Raw genomic sequence first — 13,773 nt, forward strand, 5'->3', positions numbered from 1 at the left:
TTTTCTGTTCCCGGGGGGGCCCCCCCCCCACGCGCCCGGGGACCTCAAAAAACGGGGGGGGGCGCCCCGGGGGGGGGGCCCCCCCGGGCCCCCCCGCAGGGGGCGGGGTAGGCACGTTTATTGAGGTATGACGGTGTCGGCGATCCGTGGTTTGCCCTCGCCGGCCGCGTTCCAGGTGGCCATGAACACCCGATAGTGGTGGCCGGGAGTCAGCCCGGTGACGTGGGCGGTTCGAGCCGAGGGCGGGTAGCCGATGATGCGTGAGTGCACCGTGGGGGTGTCCTCGTCGTAGATCCACAGGGCGTAGCGGGTGATGGTGTCGGTGTGTGGTCCGGTTGGCGGGGTCCAGGTCACGTCGATCGATCCGGCGCCGGCGCTGGCGTTGATGGTCGCGGGGGGTGGGGCTGTGGTGGGGTGGGCCACTCCGGTGACCGGGGCCGACCATGGTGACTTGTAGTCGTCGCTGTCCCCGGTGACCGCGCGTACGCGTACCTGGTAGGTGTGGCCGTCGTGGGGTTGGTTGGTGAACTGCCAGGACAGGTCCCAGCGGTTGGTCTGGGCGGCGAGGATGGTCTGCTGCCAGGTGGCCGCGGTGTCGGTGGTGATGTCGCGCCACTGGATGTCGTAACTGTGGGCACCGAAGACTTTGGGCCAGGTGACGGTTACCCCCTGCTGCGTGCCGTCGAACTCAAGGCCGGTGGGGGTTTCCACCGGCTGGGTGGACACGGTGTGGGGCGCCTTGGGCAGCTCGGAGCCGATACCGAACTCCTTGTGCAGTGCGGTGCCGAACGCTTGGGCGATGCGGTACTCGCCCAGCGTGTTGGGGTGCAGCCCGTCGTAGGTGGTTGCGCATGTGGTCGCGTTCGGGTCGCAGCCCAACGCTTGGTCGATGTCGGCGAGCAGGATCGCTGAGGCGGCGGTGCTCCAGGTGGGGATCGCCTTGGCCAGGGCCGTGTTGTAGTCAGTGGTGCGCTGGGGCAGCTGCGGGTTGGCGTCGCCCAGGGTGGTGCGGTGCGGGACGTTGGCCAGCACAAGGTGGACGTTGGGGTTGGCGGCGCGCGCTTGGTCGATGAAGTCCTTCATGGTGTCGACCAGGCCGGCGCCGGCGCCGCGCCAGCCGATGTCGTTGAAGCCCAGCTCGACCAGGAGCACGTCGGGCAGCTGCTGCTTGGCTTTCAGTTCGTCCATCACCGGCTTGATGGTGTGCACGTTCTGGCCCAGTTGCCGGCCCCACATCGCGTAGTGCGCCGATCCGCCATTGACGAATCCGTCCTTGACGTCTTCGGCGTAGGCTCCCTGGAACTGGGCGGGATCCGGCTCCGCATGGGGGGCCTTTTCGTCTTCGCCCAAGGGCGGCGGTATGGGCGGGTGAGGGTCGTCCGGCTTCTTGGTTCCGCTCAGCGGTCCGACGAAGGTGGCAGGCCACTTCTGGTTCTGGGCCCATTCCCACAGCCGGTGCCGCCAGGTGTGGTTGCCCTCAAACCCGTTGCTGATCGAGTCACCGACGACCATCACATGGAGGTTCGCGCCGACGCCACCGGCGATCCGGGCGATGGTCCTGAGGAAGGCCGGGAAGAAGGGGTTGAAGCCTTGGGCGAGGGCGGTCAGTGCCGAGTCACCGAACCAGAGCTTTTTCGCTAGTGTCAGGAGCATGGTCTGGAGTTTGGCGAACAGCGGCTGACCATTGACCTCGGTCCAGGTCAGCAGCTTGCCCACCAGCGCGCCGCCGATGGCGCCGCAGACACCTACGGCCATCGCTTCGGCCCAGACCTCGCCGTCGTTCAGCGACCTGCCGTCGAAGTAGGCGTTGAGCAGCTCACTGACCACACCGGTGCCGAATCCGGACAGGGCCGCGCAGATCGGCCCTGCGGCCGGCGCTCCGACGTTGAAGGAGATCAGGCACCCCGCACCGAGCAAGGCCCCCGCTGCCAGACCGACCAGGGTGGACAGTGCCTTCTGCCACCAGTTCGCCACGGTACCGATCTCCGACCTCGGCACCACGATGATCAGACTGTTGCCCGATTTCAGCGCCCGCCCCTGGAGGTCGACGTCATCGGTGGGAGAGTGGAAGAGCTGGGGATCGTATTGTTGGGCACGGGCCCTGAGGTATACGCCCAGCGACTGCCCTTCGTTCTGGGCGCGTTGGATGTCGTCGTACACCTGGCTCACATAGTCTTCGTCGGCCTTGCCGTGCCCGTGGAAGGTGACGATCATCATCAGATCGTTGCCGTCCTGCAGAAATGGCCGGAGACCGCACGAGTTGTCGTCCCAGAACGTCTTGCACCGCTCGGTCGCGGCGTCCCGCACGCAGCCGATGCTCACCGTCGTTTGGTCGTCCTTCGGCACCTCCGTGACGAAGGCCGTGGACGGATCAGCCTCCACGTCACACGCGCTGGGCAACTCATCGGCCCGCGCGACCGTCGGCCCGGGAAGCCCGGCAAGCAGCGCCACCGAAAGAACAAGCCCCACCACACGGATCCCGGCCAACCACCGCGGCCGCGAAACCCATCGCGATCTCGAAAAATATGAAGACAACGTCTTCCTCCTGCTCATCGCGGTCGCCGAAGCGAACCGCAGGCCACTCTCACCGGAGTCGCTAACGACCGGCTAACGGAATGCTGCTGATCGGTTCCCGGCCCTGTCGGCGGCAGGGGAAGCCCGCAGAGGTGCCATCACGCAGATGGAGGGCAGTGCCGCCGCTGGTGCCCGCGCCCGGCCCGGTGAGCGACATGGCAGCAACGATCCGAGCCGAGGCTCGACCGCCGGCCCGAGTCCGGGGCCGGGCTCCATCCCGAATTCCGTTTCAAGGAACTCGCGGTATCCGCACGTAATACGGCCGCGTGCGCCTGCCTCAGCTCTGCGCCGGGATCCAGCCCCAGTTCCTCTGCCAGGCGCCGACGTACGGCTTCGTACACCTCCAGAGCATCGACCTGGCGTCCTGCCTCATGCAGACAGGCCACAAGCTGCGCCGCCAGACTTTCACGCAAGGGATGCAGACCGAGTTCCTCCCGCAGGCCGGCCACGGCCTCCGCGGGCCGTCCGATACGGCGCAGCCGCTCGGCAAACGCCTCCCATGCAGCCAGACGCGTCTCCTCCCAGGGGGTGGCGAGGTCATGCCAGGAACTGGCTCCTCCCAGGTCGGTGAGAACGTGTCCGCGCCACAGTGCCAGGGCCTCACGAAGGAGGCCGACGGCCTCGGCGTCCTCGGCCCGCTCGGCGGCCGCTTTCACCAGCTGCGAGAAACGGTGCGCATCAACCCTGTCGACATCGATGCCAAGGACATATCCGGGCGGGCGTGTCTCGATGGACAAGCCACGGCCGAGCAGCCGTCGAAGAGCGGATATATGCCCGTGCACGACGGTGCGGGCATGCTCGGGAGGGACGCCCTCCCAGAGCACATCCACCAGCCGGTCGAGGGGTACGACGCGGTTGGCCTCCAGCGCCAGGAGGGAGAGCATCACGCGTCGCTTACGGGTCGCAACCCGGACCGCAGTCCCGCCGTCGGTCATCAGTTCCACGGGGCCCAACACATGCACGTGCAATCGAAGTGCCTTTCTCGAACGTCGTCCGATATCGGAGGTACCGGGAGGCGGCGTACTGGATCCGTCGTTTTCGGCCTTCGCCGATGAGGGCCTACACGGGCACGCAATCGCCGGACCCGGTGCCCAGGGATGCCACGGCCTGTGTGCCGGTGCGACACAGCCGCGCGTCTCCACTCGTCCACCGGAATGCTGTTCAGCGCCTGCCCGGCAATTCGAGCACCGGACGAGGCGGCCGACCAGCGGCTGCGGATGCGCGTCAGACTTCCGTCACTTCCGTTCGGCGTGGATTGACCCTCGCGGATTTGACGTCGGATCCGGTCGGGTGACAGGCGGGCGAAGAACTTTGGGGTGTCGTTGATCTGACGGTCCGTCAGTGAAGGCTCGCGAGGAGAGCGGCTGTGGTGGCCAGAGTGTGTGCGGATGCTGCGCATGGTGGACCGAACGGTTTGGGTTCTACGGCAAGGACGGCGCCCTGACCGGCCCGGACAAGGAGCACGCCGAGACCTCGATGCTCGCGCTGCACCTGCACCTGCTCCAGTCCAGCCTCGTCCACATCAACACGCTGCCACTCCAGCAAGTCCTGGCCGAGCCCATGTGGACCAAGAAGCTCAGCGACGAGGACCGGCGCGGCCTGACCGCTCTGTTGTGGTCGACCGTCAATCCGTACGGCATCTTCCGCCTCGGCATGGAAAAACGGCTCGACCTGATGCCCGCGGCCGTGCCCGGACCTCGCCCGGGCGGTCGACACCCCAGCGCGAGGCGCGCGCTCAGTGTGAGGAGTCTGGTGGTACGCAGGTGCTACCGAGGACGGTGGGGTGGTTTCACGGGGTCTTGAGTGCTGTGACGGAAGGTGCTGTCAGGGGGCCGCCATGGCCGACGTACACGGTGGTCGGAGCGAGGTGGGCGATGGCACGCATGCTGCGGGCGGCGGCGTCCAGGTCGGTGGCGAACATCGGCTTGCGCGCGATTCGGGCTCGCATGAGGCCGCCCGAGAGAGCGTCGCCGGCGAGAATGCTGTTGTCGTCGAGGAGGACGCAGACGGATCCGGGGGTGTGGCCAGGGGTCACGAAGGACCGGCCGATCCCTCCGTGGCGGGTCAGGTCCTCTTCGTCGTCCAGGATGATGTCGGGCTCGATGGCCGGGATTTCGGCTCTGGAGAGCATGACCTTCATCAGCCGGGGCATCACGCTGGTCGGCTGCAGGTCGACGCGGCCGCCGAGCCGGAGTTGGTCGGCGTCGTCGCGGTGGATGGCGATGGGCGCTCCGGTGGCCTCGCGCAGGGCGAGCGCCGAACCGGTGTGGTCGGCGTGGTGGTGGGTGAGCAGGATGAGTGTGACGTCGGCGGGGCGCAGGCCCGCGTCGGCGATCTGCGTGAGCATCGCGGGGGCTCGCCCGGCGACGCCGGTGTCGACGATCATGGCCCCCTTCTCGTCGGTGACGAGGAAGGCGGACGAGGCGATGTTCTTGACGGTGTAGACGGTCATGGCATCTCCCGGATAGGTGACGGTGTCGGAGTACGAGGGCGTGTGGGGCGGGCCAAGGGTGGTTCGGGGCCGGCCGGCAGCGCTCGACTCACTGGCCGGCCGGCTGCCGTGAATCAGGTCATCCACCGGTGGCCGCGGCCTGCCCGGGCGGTTTGCCGTGTCCGGTCGCGGGGGCTGAGGTGATGTGCAGTGCGGGCAGGCCACGACGTCGGATCATGAGCTCGGCGATGACGAGGTTGGGCAGCCAGCACAGGAAGGGCACGGGGGCGTAGGCCTGTTCGGAAATCCGCTCGAATGCATCGTCGCCGTGCACGAAGGGCACCTGCACGAAGATCAGCACGCCGAACCACAGCCGCAACGTGACCGCTGCATAGGTGAGCGCGAAGTTGCGGATCACCCAAGCCTGGTGGCTGAGCACGTCACGCTCGCGGATGGCGCGGTAGGCACGCCAGGCCGTCCATCCCCAGAGCACCGACAGCGTGCCGAATCCGAAGAAGCCCAGGATCCCTACGGAGCTGAACATCGACATGACAAGCCCGGTGAGCGCGCCCAGCGCAACGCTGATCATGTAGGTCCGCCCGACGCCGCGATGCACTCGCAGGTGCCGGTTGCGCAGCCGGCGGGAGAACTGCCAGGGGCCCAGAATCAGAGCCAGCCCGGCGGAGACGATGTGGACGTAGAAGGTCACCTGGATCGGCCACCCCTGAGAGGCATAGGTGGGCGCGAGGGCGACCTCTTCCTTGGCAAGGGCGTCGAGCGTGCCCTGGGCGTACTGGCCGACGAAGTAGCCGGATATCGCCAGCGAAGACAGAGTCACCCAGGCCCAACTCCACCTTCCCCGGTTTCTCCGCGGGCGCTGCTTACCTTGTACGGGCGTTGCGACGGAGGTCATCCCTGCTCCCTGCTCCTAGGACGGATCCCCAATGTGAGTGCCGCTAACATAGCAGCCAATGTTAGAATCGCTCACATCGATTTGGTTACGACACTCGCGCCACAACTGACATGTTGGCTGCCGACGTTGGCCAGAAGGGAAGCAGGCAGGTGCCACGCACGAGCTACCACCACGGCGCGCTCCGGCAGGCGCTGATCGACGGAGCCAGGGAGATCCTGGCCGAGCAAGGACACGAGCAGTTCAGCCTCAACGAGGTCGCCCGCCGGGTGGGCGTCAGCACCTCCGCGCCCTACCGCCACTTCGCGAACAGAGACGAACTGCTGACCGAGGTGGCCGCGCAGGGCTACGCAACTCTGCACCGGAGCCTTGAGCAGACCGCAGCGAGCACCACGGACACGGCCGAGCGACTGCTGCGCCTGGGCGGCGCGTACGTGCGCTTCGCGCACGACCACCCCGACCTGTTCGTGACCATGTTCCGCAGCCAGCCGGGCGCCGGCCCGATCGGTCACGAGTCCTTCGAGGTACTCCTGCGAACCGTCGCCGACGCACAGCGCGAGGCGATCATCTCCCCCAAAGCGTCGGCGGAGTTGATGGCCAGGTCCATCTGGGCCACGCTGCACGGCCTCGCAGTACTCAGCCTGCGCCAGCCCCATCAGAGGTTCGGCATGGACGAACCTCCCGAAGACCTCGCCACCAGGACCCTGTCGGCGATTTTCGGGCTATAGCCAGGCCGCCCGCCGGGGCCATCAGGCTTTCGACGGCGTACGTGCCGGGGCGGCCGCCAGCGGTCCCGTGGGCTGCCGGCCGCGTCCATGAACTGATGAGTTGGAACTCCCATCTTCCCAGCCCAGCGGGCACCTCTCTGCGTAAGCCCTGTCCCGCCTCGATCATCTACCGGTGGATCCAGGATCAGCTCATCGAACCTGGCGGACACATGCGATGCGGCATGAGAGGACTTCACTTGACAGATGCCTTGCTACTCGCGGGGTGTTGAACCCAATACAAGCCCATCACCGCAGGCAGCAAGGCTCCCATCGTTCCAGGATCAGGTCGGCTCGGACATCAGCCGGTGGATTCGGGCGGAGACAGTGGCCAAGGAAGGTCTTCGACAAAGCCCTTGCCCAACAGCGAGCCGGAACTGCGGGCCGTCTTCGGCAAGCTGACGGCGAAGCTCGGCACCGTACTCGTCGTCGGCACGCCTCGCAGACGGGAATTCAAAGCGACCTTTCCGCTTCACCGACGGGGAGCGGCGAGCCTTTGCTCAAACACCTCATCCACCCTGCAGGGCGCGGTCCCGAGTGCAGAGGACATTCGTACGGGCAGCGCGGTCAGGGCTCGATGACCACCTTGATCGCGCCGGATCTCCGGTCTGCCGCAACGCGAAACGCTTCCTGGGCGTCTTTGAGCCGGTACCGGTGCGTGATGATGGTCTGCGCGATTTCGGGTTTCTCGGCCAGCATGAATGCGACTTCCTCGACTTCGCGGACCCCGTCGTGCTGGCCATAGGCAATGCTGCTCACATAGCTGAGCTCTTTGATAAGGCTCAGTGTGCCCGGGATCGGCATCATGTTCTGATAGACGCCCAACGAAACGATCCGGCCTCCCGGCCGAGCGGCGTCGGCGGACCGAACCAGGCTCGATTCGCTGCCCGCCGAGTCGATCACCACGTCGTAGGCTCCGCTCGGCTGATCGAATCCCAGCCGTTCGGCAGCGGCCAGCTGATGGCCGTGCCGCGTGTCCACGTCGACGTCGAATCCGCGGTGCTGGGCCGCCGCGGCAGCCAGTAGTCCTATCGAGCCGCCACCGACCACGAGAACGCGCTCTCCTGGTTGCACCTGCGCGCGGCGCACCGCATGCCACGCGACCGCGCCGGGCTCGACCAGACAGGCTGTCTTCACGTCAAGTTGGGCAGGCAGAGCCAACAACGTGTACTCCGGGACCACGACCGTTTCGGCCATGCCGCCGTTGCTGTAAATCCCCAGGTTTCCGTGGCCGGGCTCGGTGCAGCGTTGCGGGTTGCCGTTGCGGCATTCTTCGCATTTTCCGCCGTATATGGTCGGCTCGACGAAATACGCTTGGCCGTCGTCGGCCACTCCGGCGAACTCATGGCCGTAAATGAATCCGGTGACGCCGGTGGCGGCGAAGTTGACATCGGTACCGCATATCCCCGCAGAAGCGACCGACAGGCGCACCCCGGTTCCGTCCGGCTCGTCGGTATCGATGGCACGTATACCGTTGTTGGTGTTCATGACAGCACGCATGGTGCATTCTCCTTTGCTTTTCGCAACGCTGGCATCCGACGTCGCCCGTGATGATGCGGATAGAGACGAAGTCCCTGCGGGACGCTACGACGGATACCGGACAGAACCTGCCCGGTATGTGCGGGAGACTTCTGGGCATGCCCGCCCCATCGCTCGCGTGCTCACCCTGCTGGAGCTCCTGCAGTCGGGAGGCATCCGGACCGTGGCGGAACTCGCCGATCGGCTGGAGGTAGAGGAACGTACGGTGCGACGGTACGTCGGCCACCTCGTCGACCTCGGCGTGCCCGTGGAGTCGGTGCGCGGCCGCCACGGCGGCTACCGGCTCGCCTCCGGTTACCGCATGCTCCCGCTCATGCTCCAGCGACGACGAGGCACTCGCCGTGCTGCTCGGCCTGGTAGCGGGTCGGCGAGCCGGCTTGATGACGACCACGAGTACGGCGAGCGAAACGGCAAGGCGGGGCCGCGCGGCAGCGTTCGAGACTGCAAAATCGTTCGCTTCGTCGGCCAGGTGCCGAAGACATCGGCCCGGCGGCCGCACACACCGTGCCCGGCTGCCGGTCCTGCCGGATACCGCCCCGCACGAGCGCGAGGGGGCCGTATTTCAGGCCGGGATGTCGAAGCCTAGAGAGCTGAGCGCGGCTTCTGCGGCCTGCTGGTCCTGCTCGTAGGTGCCGCCGGAGATACCGAGACCGCCGATGACCCTGCCGTCCTCGATCACCGGGTATCCGCCGCCGACGGCCATCAGCCGGGGGTGGTGGGCGAGCGGGGCGACCTGGGGGTTCGCGACGTAGGAGTTCCAGACATGGGTGGCGATGCGATAGGACGCCGCTGTCCAGGCCTTGTCGACGGCGACCTCGGCGGCCAGGAACGGTGCGTCGTCGGCCCGCTCGAACGCCTTCAGGTGGCCCCCGGCGTCGGTGACCGCGACAGCCACCTCGAATCCGATCTCCTCGGCGGCCGCGCGCACCGCTTCGATGAGCGCCGAGGCGGCGGAGCGGCTGATCGAGTCTGCGGACAGGGACTTCGCGTGCGTTGCGGTGTTCATCAGAAACCCTCTCTTGCTGGGGAGTGACGCTTCTCGACTCGAGTGCCGTCAGCGGAGCGCGGACCGCGCTGTGGGAACCGCTCGGGTGATCACGGAGTTCTCCGGAATCAGCAGGCCGTGGACGACCAGACTGATCTCGTCCCGCCAGCGCGCGCTGTCGTAGACGGCGGCGTACAACTCCTCGCGCTGCGTCTCGTCCTGGAACCGGCGGATCCATATGTAACCGTCCGGGTCCTCCTCATCGATGAAGGACGCGGTGACCGACATCCCCTTCGACGCCTGGAACGGCAGGACGACTTCCTCCATGTAGCGGACCCACTGATCCCGGCACCCGGGCCGGGTCTGGTAGCGCCGAAGCTCGTAGAACATGGGGAAACTCCCTTTCGTGTACGTGGCTGGGTGGTCAGGACGTGACGCGCAGGACGAGCTTGCCGCGGGTGCGGTCGCTCTCGCCGCGGGTGTGGGCCTGGGCGGCCTGTTCCAGCGGAAAGACCTCCTCGACCTCCACGCTCATTTCCCCGGCGTCGATGAGTTCCGCGATGCGGGTCAGGGCGGGCCCGTCGGGCTCGACGAGGAAGGCGCTGGTGCGCACGCCGCGGTCCTGTGCCGCCTGGAGGAGTTCGGGCGAGACGCCGGCGGGGATCGCGACGATCAGTCCGCCGGGGCGCAGCACGTCGAGCGAGCGGGTGCTGGTGTTGTCGTGCGCGTCGCCGACGAGGTCGATGACGACGTCGATGTCCTTGGTGGCGTCCTCGAAGCGGCTGGTGGTGTAGTCGATGAGTTCGTCGGCGCCCAGTGCGGTGAGCCAGTCGTGGCGGGGGCCACTGGCGGTGCCGGTGACGTGGGCGCCCAGGTGCTTGGCGAACTGGACGGCGAAGTGTCCGACGCCTCCGGCGGCGGCGTGGATCAGCACGCGCTGGCCGGGGCGGACGTCGGCGGTGTCGACCAGGGTCTGCCAGGCGGTGAGGGCTGCCAGGGGTACGGCGGCGGCCTGCTCGTGGCTGATGCTCGCGGGCTTACGGGCGAACTGGCGGGCGGGGGCGGTGACGTACTCGGCGTAGCCGCCGGCCGCGCGGGGGAACCACGGCATCCCGTAGACCTCGTCGCCGGGCATGAGGGTGGTTACGCCGAAGCCGGTTTCCTCCACGACGCCGGAGACGTCCCAGCCCAGAGTGAACGGCGGCTCCCCGAGCACCCCGGCCATGGCGCCGCCGGCCCGGGTCTTCCAGTCGACGGGGTTGATGCCGGCGGCGTGCACGCGCACCAGTACCTCGGTCGGAAGCGGCACGGGCCGGGGTACCTCCTCCACCCGCAGGACGTCGGGGCCGCCGAAGGTGTGCTGCACTACCGCGCGCATCGAGGACATGAGTCAACTCCCTTGTAAAAGCCTGTCGAAGGGCCGTTTGTCGGCCCTGGGCTGCTGAGCTTGACCGTATCCCCAGGGAGGTAGTTACCATCAAGGGACCCTACTTCCCAATGGGAAGCATTCTATTGAGGAGCGCTCTCCGTGACCACAAACTGCCAGAGCGGGCATCACGCCCACCACGACGTTTACGCGGCCCAGTGCCCCTGCCGGGCCATGCTGGACCTCCTGGCCAACAAGTGGTCAGCCCTGGCCATCGGAGCCCTGGAAGAGGGCCCCCAGCGGTTCGGCGCCCTCCAGCGAATCCTTCAGGGAGTCAGCCCCAAGGTACTCACCCAAACCCTGCGACGCCTGGAGGACGAGGGCCTCGTCGACCGCACCGTCTACCCCGCGGTGCCCCTCCACGTGGAATACGAGCTGACCGCCCTCGGCCACAGCGCGGCCGTGCCGCTACGTTCTCTGCGGACCTGGGTCGAGGAAAACATCGACAACGCCAGGAGCGGGGCACCCTCGAACTGACCGCATCGGGCAGGGCCGACGCACATCCCGCAACCCGCCTTCACGCCGTATCCGCGAGGCACCGCTCAGTCCAGTCCCCTGGAGTGAAGACCCATGCCGACATGGACCTTGATGAGCGGTCAGCCGGAAGGTGCTCCTCGCCGGGCCGAGTGCGCGAGCCGGTCGGCGAGCGCCTCGACGAGGCCGCGGAGTTCATCCGGTCGCTCGATGACGAACGGCAAGTCCAGCGACGCGAGCACGGCAGGCACCCAGTCAAGCCGGTCCGCACGCAGTTCGACGCTGGACCACTGCTCTGTCTGCACATCAGTGCCGCCCGCTGAAGGCAAGTCGCTCACGATTGCGATCCCGGCGGGAAGTCGGGCGCGGATCTGCTCGGCCCTCCCCCGCACCCGCAGAGTCACCTCATGTCGGTATGGAGCCGTGGCGAGCCCGGACAGGACGCGCTGCGCCGGATCGAGTCCGGAGGGCGCCTCAAACGAGCCGGGCAGAATCGCCGCACCGACGATGCGATCCAGCCGAAAAATCCGGTCCTCGCCGATCGCGGGATCCACACCCGTTACGTACCACCTGCCCGAGTGGGCGACGAGCCCGTACGGGTGCAGCGTGCGCTCGCTGCGCCGACCGTCGGCGGCGGTGTACCGGACCGAGATCGGCCGGTGATGGCGCACCGCATCGGCGATCGAGAGCAGCACCGCGGTCTGCGGGACGGCTGACTCGCCAGACGGAGTCGTGAAGGCGAGGGAGTCGAGCACAGCGTCGAGCCTGCGGCCGAGCCGCTCGGGCAGCACTCGCCGGACCTTGGCCGCTGCCGTCTCGCTCGCCGCACCCGCGGCCGTCATCAAACCGGCTCGCTGACCTGCAACCAGGCCGAGCAGTACGGCGAGTGCTTCGTCGTCGCTCAGCATGAGCGGAGGCATGCGGTAACCGGACGAGAGCCGGTACCCGCCGTAGCGGCCGCGCACCGACTCCACGGGCACGTCGAGGTCCATGAGGTGGCCGACGTACCGCCGCACCGTGCGCTCGTCGACGTCGAGCCGATCGGCGAGTTCGGCCACGGTCCGGATGCCTCCCGACTGCAGGAGCTCCAGCAAGGTGAGCACGCGAGCAATGGGGCGGGACATGCCCAGAAGTCTCCCGCAAATACCGGGCAGGTTCTGCCCGGTATCGGTCGTAGCCTGTGGATCAAGAGCACCGGCCGACCAGGAGATACCGCCATGAACTTCGTCTCGATCCGCATCATCGCGGGCGACGTCGCCCGCCTCGTCAACTTCTACGAGCGCGCCACCGGAGTACGGGCGAGCTGGTCCAACGAGGACTTCGCCGAGCTCAGGACCACCTCGGCCACCCTGGCAATCGCCAGCACCCGAACCGTTCCTCTGTTCGCGCCTGGCTCCGCACGCCCGGCCGACAACCGCAGCGTCATCCTGGAGTTCCTTGTCGACGACGTGGACCGCGTGCACCAGAACCTGACTGGCTTCGTGGAGGACTTCGTCAATGAGCCCACCACGATGCCCTGGGGCAACCGCGCGCTCCTGTTCCGCGACCCCGACGGCAACCTCGTCAACTTCTTCACCCCGGTCACTTCAGCCGCCATTGAGAAGTTCGCTCGCTGACGACAGAGCATCTGGCCCCACGGGAGGCCTCGCAGCACGTGCGCGACTGAACTCTTCAGTGCCGTTCAACAGCTGGCCTGCTACTGCACCGTCCACTTCCGCGGGGGCTGGTAGTAGCCCCTGGAGTAGGTGATGCTCGAAATCGCCTTGCCCTCGGGTACGAGGTACGGCGCACACCTCGTGTGGTCTTCGCCCTTCTGCCACAGGGCATCAGGATCGTCGTCCTCACAGTCGGCGGGCTTGCTGCTCAGGTCGAGGCCGAGGATGAGCAGCCGCTGGACCGGCACGTCCCCCGCAAGGAGGACGCCCGTGTCCGACATCACCATGGGTCCGGTCATCGGAGCGTCTCCGACGAGCTTGGCGTTGACGTACACCCAGACCGGCGCCCAGCCCTTGCACTTCGGATCTTCCAGTTCATCCAGGTCGGCTGCCTTGCCCACGACCACCCGCTGCGGCGTGATCGTAAACTCGCCCCACTTTCCATGTCCGTCGAGCTTCACCGTCTGCTGGCTCGGCTGCCCGATGCGCAGCGGCTTCTCGGATGCTGGCGAGGCCTTCGGTGCCTTCTCGGAGCCGGTGTCCTCCGGGCCCGGGGAGGTGCCGCAGGCGGCCAGGGCCAGTACGGCGAGCGCCTTTCCGGCGGTGTAGACGAGCGTCGCAGTGTCACGTCGGTGATGTGCGTCAGCACGTTTTTCCCCTCGTTCATTACGGTGTCACAGGCTCGAGGGCTGCACAGGAGCCGATCGAGCTGCATTGATGCTCAACTCTCGGGAGAGGACGTCGGTTTGCCCCGGGGCTGCCTCTGTGGCCGTCCTCGCCAAGCCGACCCGCGCCTTCGATCTGCCCGCCGAACGCGAAGCCGCGGAGCAGGTTGAGAGAAGCTTCCTCGCCTCGATGGAGCGCATCGGGCAGATCCGAGGCGGATCAAAGCAGGCCGCGAGTGCAGCCGAGCTCGCTCTTAGTAGGACTCCGTTAGGTCTTCCGGTCGGGCCTGATCGGGAGCATGTTGAATGGGTGGACGCACACGAAGTGAACCGTGTACGGGCGAAGTTGG

Annotated in this window: 14 protein-coding genes and 2 pseudogenes; 6 read left to right on the top strand and 10 right to left on the bottom strand. The window is 67.3% G+C overall.

Annotation, left to right across the window (positions count from 1 at the left end; genetic code table 11):
- Nucleotides 1-117: 117 nt before the first annotated feature.
- Both ACFYWY_RS37365 and ACFYWY_RS37370 read right to left on the bottom strand, forming a co-directional pair.
- Nucleotides 118-2,469, bottom strand: coding sequence for a GDSL-type esterase/lipase family protein (locus ACFYWY_RS37365; protein WP_389195712.1), 2,352 nt, complete (start codon nucleotides 2,467-2,469; stop codon nucleotides 118-120).
- Nucleotides 2,470-2,672: 203 nt separating this feature from the next.
- Nucleotides 2,673-3,509 carry a BTAD domain-containing putative transcriptional regulator gene (locus ACFYWY_RS37370; protein ID WP_389195750.1) on the bottom strand — a complete coding sequence of 279 codons (837 nt, stop codon included), beginning with the start codon at nucleotides 3,507-3,509 and terminating at the stop codon, nucleotides 2,673-2,675.
- A 406-nt stretch (nucleotides 3,510-3,915) separates the two neighbouring features.
- Here ACFYWY_RS37370 and ACFYWY_RS37375 point away from each other — a divergent pair, with 406 nt between their 5' ends.
- Nucleotides 3,916-4,377, top strand: a complete 462-nt coding sequence (locus tag ACFYWY_RS37375) for a Tn3 family transposase (RefSeq protein WP_389195715.1) — start codon at nucleotides 3,916-3,918, stop codon at nucleotides 4,375-4,377.
- On the opposite strand, the gene ACFYWY_RS37380 is transcribed toward ACFYWY_RS37375, so the two are convergent.
- Nucleotides 4,364-5,026, bottom strand: coding sequence for an MBL fold metallo-hydrolase (locus tag ACFYWY_RS37380; protein ID WP_389195718.1), 663 nt, complete (start codon nucleotides 5,024-5,026; stop codon nucleotides 4,364-4,366). The two genes, ACFYWY_RS37375 and ACFYWY_RS37380, sit on opposite strands and share 14 nt — an antisense overlap.
- Before the next feature lie 118 nt (nucleotides 5,027-5,144).
- Nucleotides 5,145-5,843 (bottom strand): DUF2306 domain-containing protein, encoded by a 699-nt coding sequence (locus ACFYWY_RS37385; RefSeq protein ID WP_389195721.1) that lies wholly within the window; start codon nucleotides 5,841-5,843, stop codon nucleotides 5,145-5,147.
- Nucleotides 5,844-6,067: 224 nt separating this feature from the next.
- On the opposite strand from ACFYWY_RS37385, the gene ACFYWY_RS37390 reads away from it, so the two are divergent.
- A complete protein-coding gene (locus tag ACFYWY_RS37390; RefSeq protein ID WP_389195724.1) occupies nucleotides 6,068-6,643 on the top strand; it encodes a TetR/AcrR family transcriptional regulator in 576 nt (191 codons plus the stop codon).
- Between the two features lie 603 nt (nucleotides 6,644-7,246).
- On the opposite strand, the gene ACFYWY_RS37395 is transcribed toward ACFYWY_RS37390, so the two are convergent.
- Nucleotides 7,247-8,179 (bottom strand): zinc-binding dehydrogenase, encoded by a 933-nt coding sequence (locus ACFYWY_RS37395; protein ID WP_389195727.1) that lies wholly within the window; start codon nucleotides 8,177-8,179, stop codon nucleotides 7,247-7,249.
- Between the two features lie 157 nt (nucleotides 8,180-8,336).
- Here ACFYWY_RS37395 and ACFYWY_RS37400 point away from each other — a divergent pair.
- Nucleotides 8,337-8,631, top strand: a pseudogene (locus tag ACFYWY_RS37400) (helix-turn-helix transcriptional regulator); the annotation flags it as partial.
- Between the two features lie 149 nt (nucleotides 8,632-8,780).
- On the opposite strand, the gene ACFYWY_RS37405 reads toward ACFYWY_RS37400, so the two are convergent.
- The 3 genes from ACFYWY_RS37405 to ACFYWY_RS37415 are packed head-to-tail and all read right to left on the bottom strand — an operon-like array spanning nucleotide 8,781 to nucleotide 10,590.
- Nucleotides 8,781-9,224 carry a heme-binding protein gene (locus ACFYWY_RS37405; protein WP_389195730.1) on the bottom strand — a complete coding sequence of 148 codons (444 nt, stop codon included), beginning with the start codon at nucleotides 9,222-9,224 and terminating at the stop codon, nucleotides 8,781-8,783.
- Nucleotides 9,225-9,272: 48 nt separating this feature from the next.
- The gene (locus tag ACFYWY_RS37410; RefSeq protein ID WP_389195733.1) at nucleotides 9,273-9,593 is read right to left on the bottom strand and encodes an NIPSNAP family protein; all 321 of its coding nucleotides are present in this window, start codon (nucleotides 9,591-9,593) and stop codon (nucleotides 9,273-9,275) included.
- Nucleotides 9,594-9,627: 34 nt separating this feature from the next.
- Entirely contained in the window at nucleotides 9,628-10,590 is a 963-nt protein-coding gene (locus tag ACFYWY_RS37415; protein ID WP_389195736.1) for an NADP-dependent oxidoreductase, read from the bottom strand.
- A gap of 141 nt (nucleotides 10,591-10,731) precedes the next feature.
- Between ACFYWY_RS37415 and ACFYWY_RS37420 the strand changes: the two genes are divergently transcribed.
- Entirely contained in the window at nucleotides 10,732-11,106 is a 375-nt protein-coding gene (locus ACFYWY_RS37420) for a winged helix-turn-helix transcriptional regulator (RefSeq protein ID WP_389195739.1), read from the top strand.
- A 119-nt stretch (nucleotides 11,107-11,225) separates the two neighbouring features.
- On the opposite strand, the gene ACFYWY_RS37425 is transcribed toward ACFYWY_RS37420, so the two are convergent.
- On the bottom strand, nucleotides 11,226-12,227 hold the full coding sequence (locus tag ACFYWY_RS37425) for a helix-turn-helix transcriptional regulator (protein WP_389195742.1): 1,002 nt from the start codon (nucleotides 12,225-12,227) through the stop codon (nucleotides 11,226-11,228).
- Between the two features lie 93 nt (nucleotides 12,228-12,320).
- Here ACFYWY_RS37425 and ACFYWY_RS37430 point away from each other — a divergent pair, with 93 nt between their 5' ends.
- The gene (locus ACFYWY_RS37430) at nucleotides 12,321-12,719 is read left to right on the top strand and encodes a VOC family protein (RefSeq protein WP_389195745.1); all 399 of its coding nucleotides are present in this window, start codon (nucleotides 12,321-12,323) and stop codon (nucleotides 12,717-12,719) included.
- An 80-nt stretch (nucleotides 12,720-12,799) separates the two neighbouring features.
- Here the strand turns inward: ACFYWY_RS37430 and ACFYWY_RS37435 are convergent, their stop codons facing one another.
- Entirely contained in the window at nucleotides 12,800-13,219 is a 420-nt protein-coding gene (locus ACFYWY_RS37435; protein WP_389195747.1) for a hypothetical protein, read from the bottom strand.
- Nucleotides 13,220-13,523: 304 nt separating this feature from the next.
- On the opposite strand from ACFYWY_RS37435, the pseudogene ACFYWY_RS37440 reads away from it, so the two are divergent.
- Nucleotides 13,524-13,773, top strand: a pseudogene (locus tag ACFYWY_RS37440) (hypothetical protein); the annotation flags it as partial.

It is taken from the genome of Streptomyces sp. NPDC002870 (assembly GCF_042888505.1).
In the GTDB taxonomy this organism is placed as follows: Bacteria; Actinomycetota; Actinomycetes; order Streptomycetales; family Streptomycetaceae; genus Streptomyces.

What these genes read in the sequence shown, in the direction of transcription:
- ACFYWY_RS37405 (WP_389195730.1), bottom strand. Translation starts at nt 9,224, where the DNA reads ATGAACACCGCAACGCACGCGAAGTCCCTGTCCGCAGACTCGATCAGC.
- ACFYWY_RS37380 (WP_389195718.1), bottom strand. Translation starts at nt 5,026, where the DNA reads ATGACCGTCTACACCGTCAAGAACATCGCCTCGTCCGCCTTCCTCGTC.
- ACFYWY_RS37370 (WP_389195750.1), bottom strand. Translation starts at nt 3,509, where the DNA reads ATGACCGACGGCGGGACTGCGGTCCGGGTTGCGACCCGTAAGCGACGC.
- ACFYWY_RS37415 (WP_389195736.1), bottom strand. Translation starts at nt 10,590, where the DNA reads ATGTCCTCGATGCGCGCGGTAGTGCAGCACACCTTCGGCGGCCCCGAC.
- ACFYWY_RS37410 (WP_389195733.1), bottom strand. Translation starts at nt 9,593, where the DNA reads ATGTTCTACGAGCTTCGGCGCTACCAGACCCGGCCCGGGTGCCGGGAT.
- ACFYWY_RS37395 (WP_389195727.1), bottom strand. Translation starts at nt 8,179, where the DNA reads ATGCGTGCTGTCATGAACACCAACAACGGTATACGTGCCATCGATACC.
- ACFYWY_RS37425 (WP_389195742.1), bottom strand. Translation starts at nt 12,227, where the DNA reads ATGTCCCGCCCCATTGCTCGCGTGCTCACCTTGCTGGAGCTCCTGCAG.
- ACFYWY_RS37430 (WP_389195745.1), top strand. Translation starts at nt 12,321, where the DNA reads ATGAACTTCGTCTCGATCCGCATCATCGCGGGCGACGTCGCCCGCCTC.